Source organism: Paenibacillus polygoni, from assembly GCF_030263935.1.
Classification (GTDB): domain Bacteria; phylum Bacillota; class Bacilli; order Paenibacillales; family Paenibacillaceae; genus Paenibacillus; species Paenibacillus polygoni.
In genome coordinates this window covers 2,206,808-2,230,945 of sequence record NZ_CP127162.1, presented here as the reverse complement: position 1 = coordinate 2,230,945, position 24,138 = coordinate 2,206,808, and the positions used below count along the sequence as shown (strand labels likewise).

Annotated in this window: 21 protein-coding genes; 6 read left to right on the top strand and 15 right to left on the bottom strand. The window is 39.2% G+C overall.

Annotated elements, in window-relative coordinates:
* Nucleotides 1-173: 173 nt before the first annotated feature.
* The 3 genes from QPK24_RS10685 to QPK24_RS10675 all read right to left on the bottom strand — a co-directional run bounded on the left by QPK24_RS10685 (nucleotide 174) and on the right by QPK24_RS10675 (nucleotide 4,258).
* Entirely contained in the window at nucleotides 174-2,558 is a 2,385-nt protein-coding gene (locus QPK24_RS10685; protein WP_285748541.1) for a polyprenyl synthetase family protein, read from the bottom strand.
* Nucleotides 2,559-2,807: 249 nt separating this feature from the next.
* A complete protein-coding gene (locus tag QPK24_RS10680; protein ID WP_285748539.1) occupies nucleotides 2,808-3,239 on the bottom strand; it encodes an NUDIX domain-containing protein in 432 nt (143 codons plus the stop codon).
* Between the two features lie 5 nt (nucleotides 3,240-3,244).
* A complete protein-coding gene (locus tag QPK24_RS10675; RefSeq protein ID WP_285748537.1) occupies nucleotides 3,245-4,258 on the bottom strand; it encodes a phosphotransferase enzyme family protein in 1,014 nt (337 codons plus the stop codon).
* A 348-nt stretch (nucleotides 4,259-4,606) separates the two neighbouring features.
* Between QPK24_RS10675 and QPK24_RS10670 the strand changes: the two genes are divergently transcribed.
* A protein-coding gene (locus QPK24_RS10670; protein WP_285746947.1) for an IS3 family transposase occupies nucleotides 4,607-5,937 on the top strand; the annotation gives its coding sequence in 2 pieces (ribosomal slippage) (nucleotides 4,607-4,985 and nucleotides 4,985-5,937; 1,332 coding nt in all).
* A 96-nt stretch (nucleotides 5,938-6,033) separates the two neighbouring features.
* Here QPK24_RS10670 and QPK24_RS10665 read toward each other — a convergent pair.
* A complete protein-coding gene (locus tag QPK24_RS10665; protein WP_285748535.1) occupies nucleotides 6,034-6,936 on the bottom strand; it encodes an SDR family oxidoreductase in 903 nt (300 codons plus the stop codon).
* A gap of 338 nt (nucleotides 6,937-7,274) precedes the next feature.
* On the opposite strand from QPK24_RS10665, the gene QPK24_RS10660 reads away from it, so the two are divergent.
* Nucleotides 7,275-8,261, top strand: a complete 987-nt coding sequence (locus QPK24_RS10660) for a diaminopimelate dehydrogenase (RefSeq protein WP_285748533.1) — start codon at nucleotides 7,275-7,277, stop codon at nucleotides 8,259-8,261.
* An 82-nt stretch (nucleotides 8,262-8,343) separates the two neighbouring features.
* Here QPK24_RS10660 and QPK24_RS10655 read toward each other — a convergent pair whose 3' ends face one another.
* The gene (locus QPK24_RS10655; RefSeq protein ID WP_285749263.1) at nucleotides 8,344-9,420 is read right to left on the bottom strand and encodes a branched-chain amino acid aminotransferase; all 1,077 of its coding nucleotides are present in this window, start codon (nucleotides 9,418-9,420) and stop codon (nucleotides 8,344-8,346) included.
* Nucleotides 9,421-9,542: 122 nt separating this feature from the next.
* Here QPK24_RS10655 and QPK24_RS10650 point away from each other — a divergent pair, with 122 nt between their 5' ends.
* Complete coding sequence (locus QPK24_RS10650; RefSeq protein ID WP_285749261.1) at nucleotides 9,543-10,436, top strand: LysR family transcriptional regulator; 894 nt, start codon at nucleotides 9,543-9,545, stop codon at nucleotides 10,434-10,436.
* On the opposite strand, the gene QPK24_RS10645 is transcribed toward QPK24_RS10650, so the two are convergent.
* From QPK24_RS10645 to QPK24_RS10620, 6 genes are all read right to left on the bottom strand, one after another.
* Nucleotides 10,411-10,989 (bottom strand): histidine phosphatase family protein, encoded by a 579-nt coding sequence (locus tag QPK24_RS10645; RefSeq protein WP_285748531.1) that lies wholly within the window; start codon nucleotides 10,987-10,989, stop codon nucleotides 10,411-10,413. The two genes, QPK24_RS10650 and QPK24_RS10645, sit on opposite strands and share 26 nt — an antisense overlap.
* A 65-nt stretch (nucleotides 10,990-11,054) precedes the next feature.
* A complete protein-coding gene (locus tag QPK24_RS10640; RefSeq protein WP_285748529.1) occupies nucleotides 11,055-11,525 on the bottom strand; it encodes a hypothetical protein in 471 nt (156 codons plus the stop codon).
* A gap of 281 nt (nucleotides 11,526-11,806) precedes the next feature.
* On the bottom strand, nucleotides 11,807-12,607 hold the full coding sequence (locus QPK24_RS10635) for an SDR family NAD(P)-dependent oxidoreductase (RefSeq protein WP_285748527.1): 801 nt from the start codon (nucleotides 12,605-12,607) through the stop codon (nucleotides 11,807-11,809).
* Nucleotides 12,608-12,806: 199 nt separating this feature from the next.
* On the bottom strand, nucleotides 12,807-13,343 hold the full coding sequence (locus QPK24_RS10630; RefSeq protein WP_285748525.1) for an NUDIX domain-containing protein: 537 nt from the start codon (nucleotides 13,341-13,343) through the stop codon (nucleotides 12,807-12,809).
* A gap of 67 nt (nucleotides 13,344-13,410) precedes the next feature.
* Nucleotides 13,411-13,986 (bottom strand): GNAT family N-acetyltransferase, encoded by a 576-nt coding sequence (locus QPK24_RS10625; RefSeq protein WP_285748523.1) that lies wholly within the window; start codon nucleotides 13,984-13,986, stop codon nucleotides 13,411-13,413.
* Nucleotides 13,987-14,286: 300 nt separating this feature from the next.
* Complete coding sequence (locus QPK24_RS10620) at nucleotides 14,287-15,210, bottom strand: methyl-accepting chemotaxis protein (RefSeq protein WP_285748521.1); 924 nt, start codon at nucleotides 15,208-15,210, stop codon at nucleotides 14,287-14,289.
* A gap of 314 nt (nucleotides 15,211-15,524) precedes the next feature.
* On the opposite strand from QPK24_RS10620, the gene QPK24_RS10615 reads away from it, so the two are divergent.
* The gene (locus tag QPK24_RS10615) at nucleotides 15,525-17,183 is read left to right on the top strand and encodes a GGDEF domain-containing protein (protein ID WP_285748519.1); all 1,659 of its coding nucleotides are present in this window, start codon (nucleotides 15,525-15,527) and stop codon (nucleotides 17,181-17,183) included.
* Between the two features lie 493 nt (nucleotides 17,184-17,676).
* On the opposite strand, the gene QPK24_RS10610 is transcribed toward QPK24_RS10615, so the two are convergent.
* From QPK24_RS10610 to QPK24_RS10600, 3 genes are all read right to left on the bottom strand, one after another.
* Complete coding sequence (locus tag QPK24_RS10610; RefSeq protein WP_407083008.1) at nucleotides 17,677-18,498, bottom strand: carbohydrate ABC transporter permease; 822 nt, start codon at nucleotides 18,496-18,498, stop codon at nucleotides 17,677-17,679.
* A 28-nt stretch (nucleotides 18,499-18,526) separates the two neighbouring features.
* Nucleotides 18,527-19,423 carry a carbohydrate ABC transporter permease gene (locus QPK24_RS10605; RefSeq protein WP_285748515.1) on the bottom strand — a complete coding sequence of 299 codons (897 nt, stop codon included), beginning with the start codon at nucleotides 19,421-19,423 and terminating at the stop codon, nucleotides 18,527-18,529.
* 84 nt (nucleotides 19,424-19,507) lie between these two features.
* Nucleotides 19,508-20,845, bottom strand: a complete 1,338-nt coding sequence (locus QPK24_RS10600; RefSeq protein WP_285748513.1) for an ABC transporter substrate-binding protein — start codon at nucleotides 20,843-20,845, stop codon at nucleotides 19,508-19,510.
* Between the two features lie 250 nt (nucleotides 20,846-21,095).
* On the opposite strand from QPK24_RS10600, the gene QPK24_RS10595 reads away from it, so the two are divergent.
* Nucleotides 21,096-22,160 carry a GntR family transcriptional regulator gene (locus QPK24_RS10595; RefSeq protein WP_285748511.1) on the top strand — a complete coding sequence of 355 codons (1,065 nt, stop codon included), beginning with the start codon at nucleotides 21,096-21,098 and terminating at the stop codon, nucleotides 22,158-22,160.
* A gap of 685 nt (nucleotides 22,161-22,845) precedes the next feature.
* On the opposite strand, the gene QPK24_RS10590 is transcribed toward QPK24_RS10595, so the two are convergent.
* Nucleotides 22,846-23,448 carry a hypothetical protein gene (locus QPK24_RS10590; RefSeq protein ID WP_285748509.1) on the bottom strand — a complete coding sequence of 201 codons (603 nt, stop codon included), beginning with the start codon at nucleotides 23,446-23,448 and terminating at the stop codon, nucleotides 22,846-22,848.
* 439 nt (nucleotides 23,449-23,887) lie between these two features.
* Here QPK24_RS10590 and QPK24_RS10585 point away from each other — a divergent pair, with 439 nt between their 5' ends.
* Nucleotides 23,888-24,040 carry a hypothetical protein gene (locus QPK24_RS10585; RefSeq protein ID WP_285748507.1) on the top strand — a complete coding sequence of 51 codons (153 nt, stop codon included), beginning with the start codon at nucleotides 23,888-23,890 and terminating at the stop codon, nucleotides 24,038-24,040.
* The last annotated feature ends 98 nt before the right edge of the window (nucleotides 24,041-24,138 follow it).

The window sequence follows — 24,138 nt, the reverse complement described above, 5'->3', positions numbered from 1 at the left end:
TGGGTTACAGAGCGAAGTGACTAATACTAAAATATGGAGAGATTATTACCATGAGATTCTAAAGGCAATAGCTATATTCAAATGACAAATTTACAGCTAATACATAAGCAAAAAAAGAAGTGTTAGCGTATATGCCAACACTTCTTTTTCATCTGATAAGTTTTACGAGCATACTACTGGTCTCGATGGATGATATAGTTCAGTATATGCTTAAGAAAAGCACTATTCCGAGGCATCTCTTTTAGAGCATCTACAGCATAACAATAGTGTTCCCACATGGCTTGTGCTGCACCATCCGCTCCAAGTACGGTTACAAAAGTCGAGTTATTATTCTGTACATCTTTTCCCGTAGGTTTCCCAAGCAACTGCATATCTCCTTGCAGATCAAGCAGATCATCCTTTATCTGAAAAGCAATACCTGCATGATAAGCAAATTTCTTTAAAGTTGCGATTTCCTTTTCTTCTACGCTCGCAAGAATGGCCGGCATGATTAGAGAAGCTTCAAATGCAATTCCCGTTTTGTAAAAACAAATGGTATTCAGTTCATCTAGCGTGAGTTCTTTCCCCTTGGACTCTAGATCCATCGCCTGACCCATACACATTTCTCCTGCTTTTTGAGAAGAATATTGCATCAAAGCCAGGACAGATTTTGGGTCAAATGCATCTAGTGAAGATTGCTCCTGCGTTGCCTTTTGAATTAGAAATAGCCCTGTTAATTCTGCAGTTGCACTATTATACACTTCATGTAAAGTAGCGTGTCCTCTGCGAGTTGCCGCATTATCCTGTGTGGGCAGATCATCGAAAATAAGTGATGCCGTATGCATATATTCGAGCGAACGCAGCAGCGGTGCAATAGCGGATGATCGTAAGCCATATTCCTTCACTGCCATAACCCAAGCCATAACGGGACGAATTCGTTTGCCTCCGCCTGCAAGACTATAGTTGGCTGCATCCGTAAGCGGTTCTTTCAGCAATGAAGCCTGAGCCGATTTCGATATTTTCAGCAGGCGGTTAATCTCGGTTTGCGCTGTGTTTATCGTGTTTATAAATTCTTCCTTTTCAAGACGCTCGTTCTTCATCACGGTCAGCAGCTGATCTCGAAGCAGTTTATCAAAAAAATCCACGTCTTCTGCTTTTTCAACCATCTGCTGAATTAGCCGGTTAAATTCCGGTATGCTGGATGTGAAAATATCCATAATCTCATTGTATTTGCCAGGACCTACACGTTTTTTATAGCGTTTTAATCCATTAATAGCACGATCGAGAATCACTTCACGAGTCTTTGCATCCGAATGGTATACGTTACGAATTAGATTGGAGATAACAGCCCAGTACAGTTCAAAAGGATTAATTAAATCCGGCCGCTGGTGTCGGTATGTTAAATAATAAGTATAAGGCGTGACTGCTCCGTCCCGCAGATCATCAAACATATCTGCAAAGTCATCCGCGAGCTGATTGTAGATGCCATAAGCAAAAGTTCGATTTTCAAATCCCTCATCCATAGGTTCACTAATCACGGATCTAACGATAAGACGCGACGATGAAGATTTGATAATGATCGGCAGATAAATGTCTTCGTTTGTATAACTTCCATTAGATAGATCCTTAACACGATCTTGATCTTGAGATTGAAAAAATACATACGATTGTTCTAAGAAAGTAGCCTGCGTTTCTGCTCGCTGATAATCCCGAATGAATTCAAAAGCTTCTCGAAGCTCAGTATGAATATACTGAACCATTTCTAAGTTTGTTCCAGTCCACTCTTCTAGATCCGGAACTGATCCGGTGAGAAGCGAGATTCGTATCATCTCTGAATATTGTTCTTTCTCCTCTTTACTCAGTACATCCGAATCTAATAGGTCGTCTATGAATGGATAAGTGAGTCCATACGAATACCCCAAACGAATGGCTGCATCTAATCTCTCAGCTCGTTCTTCTGGCGATACCTCATCATCCATCTCTTCCATTACGTGAAGTACAACCCCAATAATGATCTTCATTAGTTTACGCTGTGCTTGTTCAGCGTCCATCTCTTTGGGGATATGAGCAGAGACACGCTTCAGTTTGTTCATTACCCAAATGGTTGCATTCTCTACTTTTTCCTTCTGTGCCCATCTATAAAAGGAAGCAAAGTTAATGAAATCAGGTTTTTCACGATTACTCGCTGTTCCAGGAGTAAGCAGATACTTTTTAATATCTCTAATCAAACGCTGAATTCGAATCTGCGTATGCGGATCATCCAGTGCTTTACCAAGGTCTCTCATATAAATGTAGGAGACGCTGCGATCTAAATAATCATCCAATTTCCCTGTGTAATGCAGCCATTTCATGTACTGATAATAGTCATTTGAATCCGGTGTTTTCTTTCTTCGCTTTACGAATTGGATAATGGAATGCTCACGAACGTGATCTTTTTTCCATAACAAAATGTCTTCTGTTAAAAAAGATACATACGTTTTATCTACAAACTGCTTATAAAGTGTTTCATAATACGCTGATGCTTTCTGCTTTGCTTCTTGATACCAATGTTCCGCACGAACTTTCATTTCTTTATTCATCTAATGGATTACCTCAACTTCTTTATATTCATCATGTCTACTTATGCTTTGTAAGAGATTTCTCCATAAACATCAACTAATCTACATCCTATTCAGTCTGTTAATAAGACATGTTCATAGCAGTAATACGAAAAAAGGTCGATTGAGGTTACGAAATTGTTATAGATCTAGGTTCTCAAAAATCCTCATAAGAAAACCGCCTGAATAAGGCGGCCCTCTCTATTTATTATACTGTTGTTAGACGAAGAATTATTCAATCCACTGTCTCGGTCCAATGGTATGGAATAATTGTTGACGTTCTGTTCGAATTGCATCTTGGATACGTCTGTAGGTAAAATCACTAATGGGTCTAGGTAAGTCCGCAATATCGTAAAACCCGCATTCTAGAATCTCGGGCGAAGATGGCACAGGTTTTTGATCAGAAGACTTATTTGCTATAAATACAAAATGATGCATGTCAAAGTTCGGATCATAATATACACCCGTTAACTGCTCGGTATGTACGGTAATTCCAACTTCTTCACGTACTTCTCTGATCGCTGTCTCCTCTGCTGACTCCTTCTCTTCGGATTTCCCTCCCGGCAAATCCCAATTGTTCTTGCCATAGCTGTGTTTTACTAACAAAATATGTCCTTCCGAATTTAAAATAACAGCCGCTGCACCCATATACTTCGTTGTCATCTCAATTACCCCCATATATTCACGATTGGTTCTCCTGTTTCTAAACGGGTCTTGCTTTCTCTAATCCAATCTTTAAACCACGGGTTATCCGAATGGCTGAAGGTTTCATCACCCTCAAAATTTCGAAAAGCTCCTATGTATACAATAAGTTCTCTGAGTCTTAAGAATAAAGGCATTTGTTGTAACCATCGATCTTCAAGCTGATTCTCTTCGCGGTACCCCTTTAGAAAAGGTTCCATAAATCTACTCGCTTGATCTTCTCTAAGTTTCTTGCCTTCCTCTCCCCCATATACATACACCAGATAATACAGCTGTATAGCGATGTCTTCCACAAACCAACTATACTGGGCTTCATCAAAATCAAACAATGTGATCTCGCCTTGTTCACCGACTAAATAATTCGCATTATTAATATCCCCATGAATCAATCCGTAAGCTTCTTCACTTATTGGCAGCTTCTGAATCGAACGTACCAATTCTAAATAGCATTCTCTTACCCTAGTATGGGAATCTGGCAAGATATCGATATTTTTCAAGTAATAATTATCCGTCCAGTGATGTCTTATAGTCTTAGGATTTAAAGGTTTATACGATTTTGATAAAGCATGCATTCTACCCGTTACTCTCCCTAATCTCTCGTATAGTTCCTGATCTTTAAGGCAATCGGGGTAATCTATTTTCTTTCCCTTGGCTTTGTCAAAGAGTGTAGCTGTAACATACATCTCTTCTAATTCTAAAGTTTCAGTCCACCTTCCGTAAGTGGAGGGTACTGGTGAAGATACAGATATCCCATTCTCAGCTAAATAAAGAATCCATTCTAGCTCTGCTTGCACATCACTTTGGTCACGATGCGCACTTGGAGTAAATCTCATGATGTACTCTTTGTTCTCCACCTGGCATTCGTAAATGAAGTTCTGAAAACCGCCAATATAACGTAAAGCTTCTGCTTTTATACCATATCGGCTTACAACCTCGTCTATATTTACGCGACCAAAAGCTGCTGTGATTTCATTTTCCACTGTTGAAGTTCCTCCCTTTGTTGAAGCAATCCTGGAATCCTTAAATTTTCATATTTTAAATTTGCATATACAGTTATTCTATGAATATATATACAAACCTTTATTTATAAACAAGTTGTACATACTATAACCCTGCTATCTGGGATCATGTAACAGTAAAATACATAGCGGGATCAGTATACAGGACGCCGATTTTAGAACAAATAAAAAGGAGCTAATTCCCACTTTGAACTGATCCCCGAATGGTAGACACTTAAAAAAGTGACTGCCATTCGGGGTTTTTCTATTTTCTTTCTAGAAAAGTCCCGTTATACTAACATTACAATTTTTTAGAACGGAGTATTTTTCATGAGTAAGATTATCTTTAATGAACACCAACAAAGACAATTAGAGGCCAATCCAAATGTTAGAATCGTGACAGATCGAACGATTCAATATACTCCTGACTTCAAAGTACTAGCGGTTAAACAAAACCAAGCTGGCAAAGGACCGGCAGAAATTTTCACAGAAGCTGGATTTGATTTGAAGGTGATTGGCCTAAGTAAAGCACGAAGTGCTTTAGATCGTTGGCGCAGAACCTTTCAAACCTATGGAGAAAATGGTTTTTTTGAAGAACGTCGAGGAAAAGGCAGTAAAGGACGTCCTAAGAAAGAAAATGCCTCCGCAGAAAGGAAATTATCTCAAGCAGAAGCTCGTATTCGATTGCTAGAGGCGGAGTTGTCTTTACTAAAAAAGCTAGACGAGTTAGAAAGGCAGGCGAAGAAGAATCGTCGTTAACAGCTCGAGAGAAATACCAAGCCATCAATGAAACGATTCGACTCTATCAATTAAAAAACATGGTCCGTTACTTATGTGAAGTAGCTAAAGTAAGTCCTAGTGGCTATTACAAGTGGCTTCAAAACGGAGAAAAACGAACCCTGAGTGAAGAATCAGATTATCAAGATTATCTCTTTCTAAAAGAAATTTATGATCAAGCCAATGGGAAAATTGGTTATCGTGGTTTGTATATGAAAGTTGCTGAAAAGGCCGGTCAGCCCATGAATCATAAAAAAATCTTACGTTTAATGCGCAAGTTTCAGTTCTTTGCCAAAGTACGAAGAGCAAATCCTTATCGTACGCTAGCCAAAGCTACAGAAGCTCACCGCCAGGTACCAAACCACTTAAAACGTCAGTTCAACCAAGAGGAACCTGGGAAAACATTCGTAACCGACATTACTTACTTGCAAATTCAGGGTGGTAAAACGGCTTATTTGTCTTGTGTAAAAGATGTGGCGACACGGGAAATTGTCGCTTATGAACTTTCAACGAGTTTACGGATGGAAATTGTCTATCGAACGTTAAGCAAACTAGAAGACTTTATCGGGAATCGACTACATCCGGAAGCCATGATTCACTCGGATCAAGGTTTTCATTACACCCATCCGGAGTACCAGTCTCGTGTAAAGAGGATGGGACTCCTACAATCTATGTCGCGAAGAGGGAACTGCCTAGATAACGCGCCAATGGAATCCTTCTTTGGGCACATGAAAGATGAAATACCTTATAAACAAGCAACCAGTATAGTAGAACTAAGACGAATGGTTGATGATTACATGGACCACTATAACAATACAAGAAAGCAATGGACATTAAAAAAGATGACTCCGGCAGCATACCGAAGTCATCTCATTGCCGCTTAAACAGCGGCACATCCTTTTTTTAAAACTGTCTACTTAATAGGGTTCAGTTCACTTTGGAAACTAGCTCCTTTTTCTATATTATTTATATACATCAAATCATGGGGAAGGAACGCCGCCATTGGCATTAAGGGTCTCACCTGTCACATAACTGGATTCTTGACTTGCCAAGAATACATAGGCTGGCGCCATTTCAGCAGGTTGACCAGGACGACCCATTGGTACATCTGCACCAAACTCTGCTAATTTCTCAGTAGGCTGTCCTCCTACCACTTGAAGCGGTGTCCATACCGGACCTGGAGCTACCACGTTCACCCGTATTCCTTTGCTAGCGACTTGCTGTGCAAGAGCTTTACTGAATGTATTAATGGCCGCTTTCGTTGTCGCATAATCGAGTAGAATCGGCGCTGGGGTATAGGCCTGAATAGAAGACGTATTGATAATCGAACTTCCCGGTTTCATGTGTTTAATCGCCGCTTTACACAACCAGAACGTGGAATATACATTTGTTTTAAAAGTCGCATCAAACTGTTCTGTTGTAAGATCTGCGATGTCTTCTACAAATTGCTGTTTACCTGCAACGTTCGCCAGTATATCAATACCGCCAAGTTCTTTGACTGCATCTTCTATTAACTGTTCGCAGTACTTCTCATCTTTCAGATCACCTGGAATGGCAATTGCCTTTCTTCCTGCTTCTTCGATCCGCTGAACAACCTCTTTGGCATCAGCCTCTTCTTCAGGTAAGTATGATAATACAACATCGGCACCCTCAAGAGCAAAAGCAATCGCTGCAGCACGTCCAATTCCGCTGTCAGCTCCGGTTACGACTGCTTTGCGCCCCGCTAAGCGTCCGGTTCCACGATAACTTGACTCCCCTGCATCCGGCACGGGATTCATTTCCTTCTGTAATCCTGGTTCAGGTTGCTTTTGTTTCCACTCACTTGTTGCTTTCGGATACTGAGTAGTTGGGTCCTGCACTTTATATTGATCTTGTTCAGACATGGTGAATCCCTCCATTTTTCTCGTAAGTTTGATCCATTAAGCATTTTGGATATCTATTAATTGTATAAACTCTTCTTTTTCTAGTAACCGGTATCGACCAAATTCAAACGGGTAATAAGTCAAATATCTTTAAATGAGATATACTTATCAAGTTCAAAGTCTTTGTATAATCCAACATAGGTTTGCATTAATCGTACATATGTTTACACTAAATGTTATATTTATCGTTATATTGCGTGAAGATCTAATTAGGATTCGAAGTTTTAGTTTACATTTGATATCTGATCTTTATACTTATAACTATGTATTTGCTATTTTCAACTAGAGGAGGACTTTTCTTGAGTAAAACTATTCAAATAGGTATCGTAGGATACGGAAATCTGGGGCGCGGTGTGGAACTTGCCATCAAACAAAATCCAGACATGGAGCTTGTAGCTATCTTCACTCGTCGTCAGCCGGATCAATTGACGTCTGCTAATGGCAGTGCGAAATTCGAACATATCTCTACCGTAGAACAGTATAAAGGTAAAATCGATGTAATGATCTTGTGCGGAGGTTCCGCAACGGATCTACCTGAACAAACCCCTGCTATAGCAAGTATGTTCAACACAGTGGACAGCTTTGATACTCATGCGAAAATTCCTGAATTTTATGACAAAGTGAACGAAGCAGCAGTGAAAGGAAATAACCTTAGTGTCATCTCTACAGGATGGGATCCGGGTTTATTCTCACTAAACCGCTTGCTCGCTGAATCTATCCTTCCTGAAGGTAAAGATTTTACTTTCTGGGGTAAAGGCGTAAGCCAAGGTCATTCCGATGCTGTTCGCCGTGTACCGGGAGTAAAAGCAGGTGTGCAATACACTGTTCCTGTTGAAGAAGTCATTGAGAGCATTCGTTCCGGTGAAACACCAGAACTTACGACAAGAGATAAACATCTTCGTGAATGTTTTATTGTTCCTGAAGAAGGCGCTGATCTTGAAGCGATTAAAGAAGCAATCGTAACTATGCCGAACTACTTCGCTGACTATAACACGAATGTACATTTCATCACGGAAGAAGAGTTGAAGGCTGAGCATCAAGGCATGCCTCATGGCGGATTTGTTATTCGCAGCGGTGTAACAGGCAAAGGCACAAAACAAATCATGGAATTCAGTCTAAAACTCGAGAGTAATCCAGAGTTTACTGCGAGCGTACTTGTCGCTTATGCAAGAGCTGCATACCGTCTCAGCAGTGAAGGACAAAACGGAGCAAGAACCGTTCTTGATATTCCACTTTCCTACTTATCTCCTAAATCAGGAGCAGATCTTCGTCGCGAATTGCTATAGTATACGTAATAAAAAAGAACCTTCATCTACAGATGAAGGTTCTTTTATTTAGATTACAAGTTATCATGAAAAACCTACGAAGTTACTTGACTTCAACCATCCAATCAAGCACATCTTCTTGCTCCCCATTCTGGATACCCGTAAGTGCATTATATAATCTAGCTGATAATTCACCAGTATTTCCTTCGTTAATGATCATCTTCTTATCTTGCCATTGAAGTTCACCAATCGGTGAGATCACCGCTGCTGTTCCTGTACCGAAGGATTCTTCCAAAGTACCGTTAGTGTACGCTTCATACAACTCATCAATAGAAATCAGGCGCTCTTCTGTCGGGATATTCCAGTGTTTTAATAACTGAAGAATAGAGTTCCGAGTAACCCCGTCCAAGATACTTCCCGTTAAAGCAGGTGTTACTACTTTCCCATTAATCTTGAAGAAAACGTTCATGCTTCCTACTTCTTCAATATACTTCCGCTCAATACCATCTAACCACAGCACCTGGGCAAAACCGCTACCCGCAACGCCGGAATGAGCTTTTAATCCGGAAGCATAATTACCCGCTGTTTTTGCCATACCCGTTCCGCCTTTTACAGCACGAACATATTCAGATTCAACATAGATTCTTACTGGCTTAATTCCTTCTGGATAATAGGAACCGACAGGAGATAGAATGATAATGAATTGGTACGATGTTGAAGTGGACGCTCCCAGTGAAGCTTCCGTTGCAATGATAAATGGACGGATATATAAAGATGTTCCTTTTTCGGTAGGAATCCAATCCTGATCAATTTGAATTAATTGCTTCAATGCTTCCAGAGCAAATTCTTCATCAATTTGTGGAATATCAATACGATCATTCGACAAATTCAGGCGTTTAAAGTTTTTTTGCGGACGGAACAAAAGGATTCTTTCATCAGAAGTACGATACGCCTTCATTCCTTCAAATACAGTTTGTCCATAGTGAAATACTTTAGCCGCAGGATCTAGAGAGATCGGTTGATAAGGAATGATCCGCGGGTTATGCCAGCCTTCTTCCGGATTATCATAGTCCATCATGAACATATGGTCTGTATAATACTTACCAAAACCAAGCTCATTTGGAGCCGGCTTCTGTTTTTTCGTTTTTGTAAGTTCGATTTCCATTGATAATGACACGATTACCACCATACTTTCTCCAAACTATTATTGTGTTGAATTGTAGCACCTCTTAAAGTATATTGTAAATATCTTTTTTATAGATTATGCATACCTTTTAGGTATGATTGTTGGGAGAGAGAATGATGGACATTCGGCAATTGCGCTACTTTCTGGCCATAGCAAACGAAGGACAAATTACTCGCGCTGCCAAAGTGTTGAATATGGAACAACCCCCCTTAAGTCGTCAACTCAGACAAATGGAGCAAGAGTTAGAGGTTACCTTATTTGATCGCAGCGGACACAAACTCTATCTTACCTCTGCAGGAGAGATTTTGCGGCAAAAAGCCGAACTCCTCATTCAGCAGTTCCATGAAACGATTCAGGAAGTGAAAGAGGTGGAAGAAGGCGTCCTGGGGATTCTTTCCATCGGCGCAGTTGTATCCTGTATCTCCCTTCTGCCACCAAAAATTAAGATGTTTCGTGAGCAATATCCTGAAGTAACCTTTAAAATTAGTGAAGGCGATCACTTTCTATTAGCTAAACAATTAGAGCAAAGAACAATTGAACTCATTGTGGCTAGATTGCCATTTGAAGCGACTTCTGAAATGAGTCCCTATTCTGTATTACATCTGCCTTCGGATCCTTTTGTTGCCGTACTCCCAAGTGATTGGGAATTAGCTTCAACTCATGATTCAATAAGAATGCACGATCTAGCCGATATCCCCTTTCTAACATTAAAGACAGACGAAACGACGGCCATGCATAACCGGGTAATGAATGAATGTAAACGACACGGCTTTGAACCTGCTGTCATATGCGAGTGTTCGAGTGTAGCCATCATTATTGCACTTGTAGCATCAGGAATTGGAGGAACGATTCTCCCAAGATCGGTAATGGCCTCTTTCCCGTTACCTGTTATTAAAATGCTGTCCATTGCGGACATAAACTCTGAATCGGATGTAGGGATTGTCTGGTTAAAGGATCGCTATCTTTCTAAAAGTGCCCGGCATTTTATTGCCCTGTTTCAAGAGGATTAGCTGCATCAGCCATTATAGTTTCATTTGATGTGAAATGGTATGTCTTATATTTTCCATTCACCGATGCAAATTGTAGTAAATTTCCGTCCTCTGGAGTACCCAAGAAGTATGCTCCAATACATCCTGTTGTACATCTGTGACCTGACAACAAAATATTCACTTGAGTGTTTCCATACATTGATTCAAGTTCCTTCATAAAATGAAATACTCTCTTGATATATTCATTTATGTCTTCAACACCTTGATAAATCGACGGATCAGGCGTTGATCCGCTCATGATCACTTCTGTTCTATGTAGCAGATCAGCTTCTCCCAGATCAAAAACATCTAGTCTTGCATCTATGGTTGCTTTCATTCCACTCACGATCTCAGCGGTTTGGATTGCTCTTACCTGCGGGGAAGAAAACACATAGTCAAATTTTACACCATTCATTTCTTTTTTTGTTATTTCTGCTTGTTCGATTCCATATTCGTTAAGCGGTAATCCTTTTCTTCCCTGGAGCCTGCCTTCTTTATTCAGATCGGTTTGACCATGTCTAATCACATATATCATACAAGCATCCCCTGTCTCGTAATGTAAGTTCTTTTTGAATGTACTCATTTATTCTTTCACTTAAATCAGTTGCCCGTTGTTCTAGTCAAAAACTCACCTTCACTAGATACTTGATAACCCCATACCTCACCATCTTCGCCTTCAAAATAATACTGAAAATAGTAAGCCTTTTCTCTAAAAAAATTAATGTACAACTGATAATCTAGTTTACCTGATTTTAATTCTTCCGAAGCTACTGCATCACCACTTTGGTTATACGTGAATGGCTTATAAGTTGTGGAATCATAAACATACGTCATTGTACGATCCATGATTCCAGAATACTGTTCTGTTCCAAATATTTCTCTAACTTCATCATAAGATAAACCGATCTTGGCGTTTTTTTCTACGAATTCTTTTGTTATTTTCGTCTCGTTTTCCGTTTGTTCTATAGTAGTGTTCTCGATTCCCTCCTTTTTAACTTGGATAGATTTATCATTGGAACAAGCAACGAGTAAAACTGATATAAGTAATATTATTATTAACTTTAACCTCATTGGTTTCCTCCTTTTTTTGGTCTTCATATAATGTATAAACACATTTATTCTATAAATGTTTATACATGTTATCCTGCGATTGGATGCGTACCATTTGTGAAAAGTCTGATCCAGTACAACTCGCCTTATCAATCATCTCCGCCAAATCGGTTTAATAATTAAACATGTCACTGTAATCGGCTAACTGTAATTGTCAAAAAGCACTCCCCCATAGAAATGGAAGAGTGCTTTTTATCAGATATAGATATTAACCGAATCACTTTATAAAGCCGATATCATTATTATTGGTTTTTACTCATTGCAACGAAGTCCGGAACCGTTGGGTTAGCAAGGTAATGTCCGCCTTCTACTTGGATCGTTTGTCCTGTGATGAACTTAGATTCGTCTGAAGCAAGGAAAAGAACGGTATTAGCGATGTCTTCTGGCTCTCCGTGGTAAGGAAGAGCATTATATTTCATAAATGTATCTAATAGTTCAGGAGACAAGTTATTTTTAGCTGCTGGTGTAAGAATAAGACCTGGTGCAACACCATTACAACGAATATTTTGTTTACCGTATTGTGTAGCAACGTATTTAGTCAAATGTACGACAGCTGCTTTCGTTGTACCATATGCTGTACGAATAATATCAGAAGCGAATCCAGCCATTGAAGCGGTGTTAATGATTGCACCCCCGCCAGCTTTAACCATATGAGGAATTGCATATTTACATCCAGCAAGTACACTTCTCAGGTTAACGTTGACTAGGTGATCCCACTCTTCAAGATCTAAATTCACTACATCCAGATCTTTTTTCAAGTTCGTCAAACCAACGTTATTAAACAGAATGTTGATCGTTCCGTAGGTTTCAACGGTTTTATCTACTGTTTCTTTAATAGATTCAAGTTTAGAAGCATCCAAGAATACTCCGATTGCTTCGCCGCCTTGATTTACGATTTCTTGAGCTGCTGCTTCAGCACCTTTTTGATTGAAGTCTGCAATAACAACTTTAGCACCTTCTTTAGCAAGAGTTTGTGCTGTTGCAAGACCAATACCTGATGCTCCACCTGTGATAATAGCTACTTTACCTTGTACGCGTTCCATAATTATATGTTCCTCCTGTATGTAAAATAATCTGTCACGAGCTTTCTGGGAACAAGCTTACTTATATGTTAGTAATCTTTCACAATAAATCTCGTAAACAGTGATTTTTAGCACAGAGAAGTATAACATTAAGAGAATCATAAAATCAAGTCTCTCTTATATTTTAAAATTAAGATTTAAAGTTTTGATATAAATGCATTTACATACCCTTGCAATACATCTTCACTTTTTGTAAAAAAAGAAAATCCCTTTTTTGAATAAACTGGCCGACATAATCTTTTGGTTTATCATGTTTTATTAATGAAACAGCTTGGTCATAATTCATCCATTTCAATTGGAATCCATTTGCTTGTTCTTCTTTTGTAAAAGATGGTGTATGGCTCATTTCGACCGCTCTAGCTAGATAACAGCAGGATTGTTGTATTAAATGATGCCGACCTCGATGTTCAATAATTGATCCAAGATTAGCGATCATTTCGATCGTCGCCCCAACCTCTTCTTTTACTTCACGCTGTAAAGCTTCTGACCATGTTTCATTAGCCTCCACCCCACCCCCTGGCAGTTTATGATAGTTCTTTTCCGATACATAAAGGAGGGCAATTTGATTAGATTCATTTAAGATGATTGCTCTTGCAGCTTTTCGTATATGAACCTGATCAGGTAAGTTACTGCTCATTAAACCTAGATCTATGTCGGAAATTTCAGCGATTAATTCCACTCTAACAGCTCCTTTCATCTATTTATCCCCTCTAACCAAGGAAAGGGCTGCCTAAATGGCAACCCTTAACCTTTTCGTCTTTCTCTTATTCTTTATTTATTGTGTAATAGTGAAACTTCTTTTCTTCAATCTCTATATCACGTTCATACACAAATCCGGATTTATTGATCACCCGATTAGATGGAAGATTGCAGATCTGTGCAATAGCAATGAGTTGCTCGGTATTCGTATTACTAAACAAGTAATGAATGAGACCCTTCACCGCTTGTGTAGTATACCCTTTATTTCGATATTCGTTTGAAATCCCGTAATAAATTTCTCTCTTGGGTGGAGTGATTTTGTCTAGCACCCCCGTACCGCAGACTCCAATGAACTTACCTGTCGCTCTTGAGATGATTCCAAGACGTAAACGAATATCTCCAATATCTCCATCTGTAGATACAGCTTGTAAGAATCGTTTATTCTCCGGGATTTCGTATTTATGAAACCATTCTTTTCTCTGCTCCTTAGACACATTCCAATCTACTAGAAACTCATGAAAATGTGGTTGCCAAGTCAGATCGTGAAAAGCATCTAAGTCCTCTTCTATATACTCTCTCAGCATTATATCTTTGCAATCTATCGTTAAAATCTCATCACTTGTACTGATTACACGCTTCATGTGAACCTCCTCATAATAGCAGGAGTACAAAGCTGATGACCAGGAAAGCCATATCCCATAATACAGATAACTTCCTCAAGGATTCACTGCATTATGTGATAAAACCAACACTTTGCTCTGTATCCTTGTAATGGTGATAATCCTTATAAGATAACTCATTACAAAATTACTGGCATCATGTCGCCCTCCTCCCATTTATATCCATAAATTATAACAAGGTATTCGTTCAACTTCAATCTCCTGACTGAAATTCCCATACTAAAAAGAGCATGAGTAATTTTTCATGCCCTTCAATTATATTTATACAATCGTGATCACTTGTTTTGCTTTGGAATCCAGTTCCTGTGCGGAGGAGAGTACCACTGTAAAATCCTTCATGGCAATCTCAATCTGCTGTTGACTTTGTTCAATATAATCCTGAATTTCCATGGTTCCTTGAGATATATTTGAAATCTCTTTCGTAATGCCCTGTACACTGTCTCGTATCTCAACAATCGAATTCTCTACCATCGAAGACAGTTTCTTCACTTCTTTAGCCACAACATCAAACCCTCTGCCATACTCACCTGCATGGGCAGCTTCGATTGCCGCATTAAGTGCGAGGAGCTGCGTCTCGGAGGAGATATTACGAATCGTTGTTACTACGTTTTGAATGGATTTAGCTTCCTCCTGTAAACCTGTAAGCGTTTGCGTATTTATGGCAGATACATTCGCAATAGAAAGAATACTTTTCAACAACTCTTCGCTGCTTTCAATTCCCATTTCAGCACGTTTGTTTAGGACCATAGACATTTCCTTGAGTTCATCTACAACAGCCGTAAGATTATTTTGGCGTTTCGTTATGTTGGTGGCTACCTTAGTTACAGCGAGAATCTTCTCGCCCTTATCATCAAAAATTGGCATATAGGTAGCTTCTAGCCATATTTGATTCCCCTTCGCATCTTTACGTTCGATCTTATCCTGATAAGTTTTCCCACAAAGAATATTGCTCCAGAACTCTTCGTACTCCGAACTATTCACAAATTTGGAAAAGCATAAATCCTTATGTAACATCCCATACATTTCTTCTCTCGAATAACCCATGCTTGTCGCAAATCCTTCATTCACATACGTTACACGGCGTTCAAGATCAAATCGAATAATTGCTAAGTTCTTCTCCAGTGCCGAAATCACAGAATGGTATGTCACGCCGTCCTCCGGGCTGTTATTACGTATCGTGTTCAATTACATTCCTCCACACTCTTACTCAGGCTTAACTAAAATAAGAAATACAAATCGCACAGTAGCAATGGGTCAACAAAGAAATATACAGGCTAAAAGGTTGTCTGTCTGTATTAATACACACATCTTAACTCTTCAGCTATTTTCTTGTAAGATCAATTCACTTTCATATTAATGCAAAAAAAATATCAAATAGTGATAAAAAACGACAAGTTCTATGGATTATTTTTCCTGCTTATGTTATGTTCACTCTGTTCACTTTATAAAAAAGGCCTCGTTCTGTGAGTCTTAAAATATATTAGACGTGGGAGGCTGTTATGATTAAATTACGTACCATTCTTGTTCTAACATTCACATCATTTGTCATTCTATTAACTACCATCTTTGGGTCCATCTTAAGCAATCGTTCGGCTGTGAGATTACAAAATGAGATTGGTCAATCCCTTTCGAGTATCGCTTATCAAATGTCAGACAAACTCGATAGCTTCATGTGGTCCCGTGCAGGTGAAGTTGAAATTCTAGCATCAATGATCAAAATGGAACAAACTCAAGATGTAGACAAGAACCAAAAGTTACTTAATCAATTAAAAGCGAGCTTCCCCTCTTTCTCCTGGGTTGGATTTATGGACGATCAAGGCGAAGTGCTTGCTGCAACCGACGGAATATTAGTAGGAACCAACATAGCTGAGCGCCCCGTTTTTAAAGAAGGTGTCAAAGGGAAGTTTATCGGAGATGTTCATGAAGCTGTATTACTCTCGAAACTCCTTCCAAATCCAACGGGAGAACCCTTACAGTTCGTTGATATCAGTATACCCGTACAAGGTAAATCCGGAACTACTATTGGTGTACTTGCTGCTCACTTAAGCTGGGAATGGTCAAAGGAAGTCCAGCGAACAATTCTCGAACCTCAGAAGGACCATATAAAAGACTTAGAATTATTCATTATCAGTAAAGCAGACAGTACGGTACTTCTTGGCCCGAAGAATATGGTGGGTGAGAAACTTAATATTAGCAGCGTTGCAAAAAGTCAAAAAGGGGAGAATGATTGGGAAGTAGAAGAATGGCCCAATGGGAAAAGCTATCTTACGGGTTATGCCTATGGAGATGGATATCTGAATTACGAAGGCCTCGGCTGGACTGTACTGGTTAGACAACCTACGGATGTCGCATTCTCTTCAATGAGCCAAATGATGAACAGTTTTATTTTTATTGGTATTATAGCATCCATTATATTTGCCACGATCGGTTGGTTCCTTGCTGAGACGATTTCAAGACCCATTCGCGGAATAACATCTGCAGCAAATCAGCTTCGTTCGGGTAATAATGTGACGATTCCTGAATACAAGAGGTTTACTGAGATACATAGTCTCTCTACTTCGCTGCGAAGTTTAGTTGAATCGTTAAGTCGTTCTGAATCGGCACTCGGAGATATGAAACTTCTCGCCGAACAAGATCAATTGACCGGACTTCCGAATCGGATCGCGCTTGAACGTTATCTGGAAGAAACGATTGAACATCTCGATATTCCCTTCGAGACACTTTCGTTTATGTATATCGACTTGGATGGCTTCAAGAAAGTGAATGACACCCTAGGTCATCAAGTAGGAGATTTACTTTTGCAGAAAGTTGCCCAAAGACTTCTTATGGTTACGAAACCCGGCAACATTACCGTTCGGTTGGGAGGAGATGAGTTTCTGCTTATTCTTCGATCACCACAAGCGGATTCCTATCAAGAGTCTCTTGATCTTGCTGAAGAAATCATCACTTTAATGAACAAGCCTTTTATCGTTGATTTTAATCATGTTTCCATTGGCTGCAGTATTGGCGTGGCATTCTATCCTCTACATGATCCAAACGTCGGTAACATTATTCGGATAGCGGATGAGTGTTTATACCGATCAAAGCAATCTGGAAGAAATCGAGTAACGTTTTATGAAGAAGGACAAGAAGAAAAAGAAGAACAAAAAGATTCATAAAAATATTGAATGCGGCGCAGCAGATATTTCTGCTATTGCCGCATTTTTTACTATCAGCGAAATATTATACAGAATAACATCCATTCCAAGCTACTGAACGCCGTTAATTTTCTGAGAAGATCTTACACAATTAGATTTTATGATGGATGTTACATAATTTATAAATTTTTAAGACCATTAAGTCTCTCACATTAAAATACTTACGCTTTAAGTGTTGTAGATTTTGATATTCACGAGGGTGTTTTATGCTTAAGCTGACATCTAAGCTGTTATGGATATGGATCTTACTTACGATCTCTTCGAAGTTCATACTCCTTATATATGTATTACGAAAATGAAATTATAAGTTTAACCCTTGCTCTTTCTTGGAAAAAGCAGCCGATTGTGCTGAACAGTGTTCAGACAATCGGCTTTTTCTTATGGATATCTTTAGTGGAATAATTCATTTCGGAAAAAGATCTGTTTTCAACCGATTTCTATAGTCAACTTCCAGCTACCCTTTAACAGCACCTGCAGTCATACCGTCTATGAAATATTTCTGGAAAGCAATAAACAATATGAAAATTGGAATAATGGAGAAGAAGGAGCCCACGATCAATAGGTCATAGTTATTGCCATAAGGAGTTAACAACGTTTTCAAACCGATGGGAAGTGTATATTTACTCTGATCTCCCAAAACCATGAATGGCCACAACAGGTTATTCCAGCTATTCATACCATTTAGAATGGCCATTGCCGCAAATGATGGCTTCATAATCGGCATAATTAGTCTAAAATAAATCGCATATTCGTTTGCGCCATCAATCCGCCCAGATTGAATAATCTCTTTGGGTATGCTTCTTAGATATTGCCTAAAGAAAAATATTGTCGCGGCATTGGCTATACCCGGCAGAATGATTGCTGAGTAGCTATTCACCATTTTCAAATCATTAATTAGACTGTACAAAGGAACCAGCAGTATTTCGAAAGGCACCATCATAATGAGCAAGACACATATAAAGAGAAAATTCTTACCTTTAAAATGATATGCTGCAAAACCATATGCAACAAATGCGCTTACAAAAAGTGTTAAAACGACTTGAACGATTGTTAAAATCATACTGTTCCAAAACCATACGAAATAATCGTGTTCTCCAGTAAACAGATAGATGAAATTATCAAAACTCATGATTTTAAAATCCAAACTTAGGTTAAGACCATATCTAACTAATGATTCACCTGGTTTAAAGGAAGATAGGGCCACTGCATAGAATGGGATCATAATTATAATGAATAGTATAATGAAAAAACAAATAATTACTAATCTGGAAATCATATTACTCCTCGTCTGACTCTTGCCCATTTTAATCCTCCTCCTTTTTGAACATTCCACTAAATTTCAACTGTGTTAAATTGATAACCATAGCAATAACTAAAAGAATAATACCAACTGCAGCTGCGTAACCCAGCTTATTCTTCTCAATTCCTTGTCTATATAGAAATCCAACAATCGTTAAGCCGATATTTTTGGGTGAATTGTTACCGTTAAACATCATCAGGCTCTCGGTAAACATGGCTAAACCTGCATAAATACTAATTGTCGTAACATATACCGTGGTCGGCTTCAATAAAGGCATTGTGATCGTTCTAAACTTCTGCCAAGCAGATGCTCCGTCAATTGAAGCAGCCTCATAATATTCATTGTCAATGCTTTTCAAACCGGATAGATAGTAAAGCATATTAACGCCTGTCCATCTCCAACATGCGAGGATTAACAGTGCTGCCATACTCCATTCTCCGTTTTTCAAGAATTTAATAGGCTCTACACCAAATAGACCTAGGAAACTGTTCATTAATGAACCTTCCATCTCACCGAATGTAAGGCGGAAAATGGTACCCGCAACTGCGACAGATGTCAATGCAGGGAGAAAGAACGAAGATTTAAAAAACTCTCTTCCCACCATTAACTTACTGTTTATCATAACGGCAAATAACATTGGAAAAGGAATTAGCAGCACTAAGGTTCCTAACATGTACACCACGCTGTTTTTAATAGCCGTCAAAAACACTTTATCTGTCAATAATTTCGAATAATTCGCTTCACCAACCCATTTTGGATCTTGTCCCAACATCCTATCTTGAAAGCTCATTACGAATGAATTTACAAGCGGATAGAACCAGAATATTAGAAATATGAGTATAAATGGCAATACAAAAACATAAGGTGCAACTTTTTGAGAGTATACAAATCTCTTTATCATATTCTCAATCTCCCTTGACTATGGTTAAACCTGCCGACCACTATACCTGCCGACAGGTTTAATCAAATCATTTACTTATCATATTTATTTCAATTCTTGTTCAATTGCTGCTTGTGCTTCATCCAGGGCTTCCTTCACGTCTTGGCCATCTTCAAAGATAGCATTCAAAGTAACCGTATTGAAGATATTGCTGATCGTCGGCGAAGCTTTAACGGACTTGATCGCTTTAATTTCGTCCTTGATTTCATTCAAAGTATCAAATGCATTTGTTTTGAAGTATTGGACGTACTCGTTATCAGGGTTTTTAGTTACAGACTCATCCTTCCATACATCCATATTAATTGGGTCGAATCCAAGCGTGTTCCAGATTTCAGTAGTAGCTTCTTTTGAAAGCTTAGCAAAAGCAACAAATTCTTTTGCTAACTGAACGTTTTTACCATTCTTAGTAACAACTGTACCCGTGCCACCCAGTCCAACGGAACGTGGGTCACCTTCTTTAAATACAGGCAATGGAGCAATTGCATACTTACCTTTAAGATCTTTCATCTCGTTTACAAAGCGGGACATGTACCATTCAGGCATCAAAGCACTAGCGTAGTTGCCTTTGTTGTATTCACCTTTAGCTTCTTCTGTATCCGGCTGTCCACCAGGGATCGTATGAATAACATTGTTTTTCTGCAGATCGACTAACATCTCAAGCGCTTTAATCATTTCAGGCGAGTTAACTTTTGGATTACCATTCTCATCTGTGAAATCAGAGTTTTGCTGAGCAAGCAGCAGGGATTGTTGCCATGTAGCTGATGTATCCGCAGTTCCTAAATACTTACCAGTTTTCTCATAAACCTTGATACCTGCTTGTTTATAATCTTCCCAAGTTTTGATAGTCTTGTAGTCAACACCTGCTTGTTCAAGAATTTCAGTGTTATAGAAAGCAAGCGTAGCGCCTACGTGATAATCAAAACCATAAACCTGGTCATCTTTGCTGTAAATCTGAACACGTGAAGGAACGACAACGTCTTTGTATGGTGCAAATACATCATTCAAAGATTCCAGTGGAACGTTGTCACCTTCCATAAATTTAGGGAATTGACCTAGCTCGATATCAGCGATATCAGGAGCACCTTTTCCGCTTGTAACAGCCAATAAAAGCTTGTTATGCATATCATCGTAAGGCATAACCGTTACATTCAACTTAATCTGCTTCTCCGGGTTTTGTTGATTCCATAACCCTAGCATTTTATCCAAATGCTTACCGTGCAAATCCACGAATGTCCAGAATGACAATTCTGTAGCATTCTCACCAGCATTAGTGCCTAACTGCTGTGTCTCCTTTTTTGAATCAGAAGGATTACCACATGCAGTAATAACAAGTGACATAATAAGGACTGTAACGATGGAGATTAAAGTACTGCGTTTTTTCATTTATTCGTCATCCTCTCTTTTTATGGTTATACATTTTAAAGTTAGTTCTGTTAATTTAAGCGGGTTTAATCTACCTTGGCACCACCATCCTTAACATATTTCTAACCGTTTAAAGAAAAGACCCCTTTGCAACAAACTCTCAAATATTGGGTTGTAAGCGCTTTACATGCCGTATTATAATATAAATGAAATATGCTTTATATAACCAATTGATTATAAAATCATAAAAGTTTATGGGGAGATTAACTTTTTGAAAAAGCTGGCGCTCTACAAACAAATTCGAGAAGATATTATACAGAAAATTAAATCAGGACAGCTTCGGCCTACGGACCGTATTCCTTCTGAGCAGGAACTAATGGACGAATTTAGAGTAAGTAAAATAACCGTCAAGAACGCCCTAACCCTACTAGCTGACGAAGGTCTAATTATACGCGTACAAGGCAAAGGCTCATTCGTATCCTCTAGTCTTGTTGTTTCTGGTTTTAAATCTCTGCCATCCTCACACAGCGCGTTCTCCATGCCGCTCATCGGCTTCATCATTCCGACGATGAGAACTCGTGTTATTCAGAAGCTCGTTAATTACACGGAACAATTCCTGCAAGAAGCTGGCCTCAGCATGATACTAAGCATCACGCGCGAGTCCTCCGTTATCGAATCAAACGTCATTCGTACACTAACGGATCTCGGTGTGAAGGGGCTAATCGTTTTTCCAACAGAAGATGAGAAGTACAACGAATCATTACTGCGTCTGTCACTTGATAAATTCCCGTGCGTGTTCATTGACCGCTATCTGCGAAACATTGAGACGTACACCATTACATCTGACAATTGCGGCGGTGCCTACAAGGCGGTCTCCTATTTACTATCCAAGAGTCATCAGAAAATTGCGCTTATCTCACCTGAAAATGCCAATACAGCCGTCGAGGATCGCACGCTCGGCTTTGAGCAGGCTTACACAGACCAAGGCATCTCGATTGATAAAAGTCTGTGGTGTCATATCCCTCTCGACATCCTGCGCGGGGAGCAAGCATTGGATTATGTAAGCGATTTCCTGCGGAACCATAGTGGAATTACGGCAGCCTTCTCTTTGACTGAAGAAACCGCACGTCTTACATCGGCCGCTATCAGTCGTCTGAATGATCACTCAAATATTGAATTGCTCTCTTTCGATAATCCACATCTCTCAGGCGTAGCTTATGTCCAGCAGGATGAACAAGAAATGGCAAGAATAGCTGTAAAGCTGTTAGGTGAACAATTGGAAGATATTTATTCTCCTAAGAACGCCGTCATTCCCGTGCAACTCATCTTCCCTTGACACGGCAATCGTTGCAGCCAGGTGATAGGTGAATTGAGCTTGTTAATTGTTTTACCGGGGATGTGGCTCTTGATGTCTGCCTAGTTATTCTAAGACTCACTACCAATTGGGTCATGCCCCTTGCAACGTGCATCTTCTACGCGAGTGTTAAGGAAAGAGCATACCGGTCATGAATGATCCAGACGAATGGCAGTGCTGGGTAAAACGATTGACCAAGAATAGTGAAAAAGCGAACGGGCTGTCAAAAAAGCACGTTCGCTGCTGCTTCTAATACTTTTCTTTTCCACCCTCGGGGAGTCTCCTCCATTCACAAAGCCCTCTTCCTTCGTGGGATGTGACGAGGATGCACTCAAAAAGCAGGACCTTTAAAACAATTGGTCTGCAAAATGATCCATATGGAAAGTCCTCCACCATAGCTAATTCCCGTATGTTCCTAGAGAGTGAGGATCATTAAATCCTACTTGAATGAATTGTTTGACATGTGCCATTACGTCTATAAATGGGATTTACGTAATGTGCAGGTTCCCCAGTTCTTTCTTGAACTCTATACTACTCGCTGCTCCCTCAGAAGTTCAATATAAACACAGCTTACCTTCTTGATTTGCGAGATAAGTTGCTGCACTAAGTCCTCCTGGACGTTTAATTCCATAGAGTCTGCAATAATTTCACTTTCGGGTTTACTATGCTAATTGGATTTGTAGCACTTCAACAACATCGAGGTAATTTCTTCGGGGACGGTACAATTTCTAAAGTTAAGCGGCAATAGTTCGGAAATTGCTTGATCCATGGTAAACCATGATTCACTTTCGTAGCCACTAATGTCACCATCATTTAAACCCAGAACACAAATACCATAACTCCGTTCTCCCCATATAGCCCACTTCATCTTCGAAGATATCCATACTATGACCTCAGAATTAATTAAAATAGAATCAGCAGGGCTCTCCTCAGGCCCTTGTTCAAGAATACTCCAGTATTCATCAGCCGTTGTTCCCTTTTGTAAAACGCACCAATTATATTCAGAAAACTCATTATAATAGTAATCTACCGGATAAGGGTCTAAAACAGCAATAATGGCAAACGAATCACCGAAAAAGCCAATCAATTCTTCAAGTTCGCTCCAAAAGTGACGACTCAATGCATGATCGAAATCAAATACAACAGTCTTTTCAAAAGGAACTTTATAAACTTGATTTGGCAGTCGTTGTTCATAGTTAAACATTTTTGTAACCAAACGTAGTGCCTCTTCAAAATGCTTTTTATCCTTAATAACATTATTCTTACTCATTCATCAGTCCCCCAACCCTATTTTATAGTTAGCTCTGTAGTGCCTTTAGCTCAAAAATCAGTAGCTAGATCGTCTACACTTCGTTGTAGCTAACGTGGATATCTTTTAATTTTCTAACCCAGCTTCCCCAAAGTACCTTCCAATTTTGATTCCGCTGATCTCCTTTTTCGGAAATAACTTTACTAGATATTCTATCTTGTATCTGGTTGTTTTCTATATCCGTACATACAATAATCGCTATTTTGTTATTTGTAAGCTCCGCTGGTATTACATGATACTTATGTGAAGGATCCTGGAATTCCCCTAAATAAACAATGGTTTGTTTGAAAGTGTCATGTAAAAACATCATACTAGAAACAATGTACTAATTAGTAGTATATTGATAATGAAGCTGGTCGTTTTAATCAGCCTTTATTGTTAGATTATGGAGGATATTTTTATGAAGGATTTTTACAAATATTTAATGAAGGGACTCGGAGCAGGAATCTCCTTTTTAATTATTTTCGTTCTGTTGCTTCTTATTTTGGAATTTGTTTTTAGTAGTCCTCTATTTGGAGATCTAACACATTATTTGTACCAGATTGACTTTTAAATAACTAATTTATAAAGGGTAACTCGATGAAATACGAAATTATCACGAGGCGCTGAACGAACTAGATGAATTGAATTTAATGGGTTTATTTGGAGATG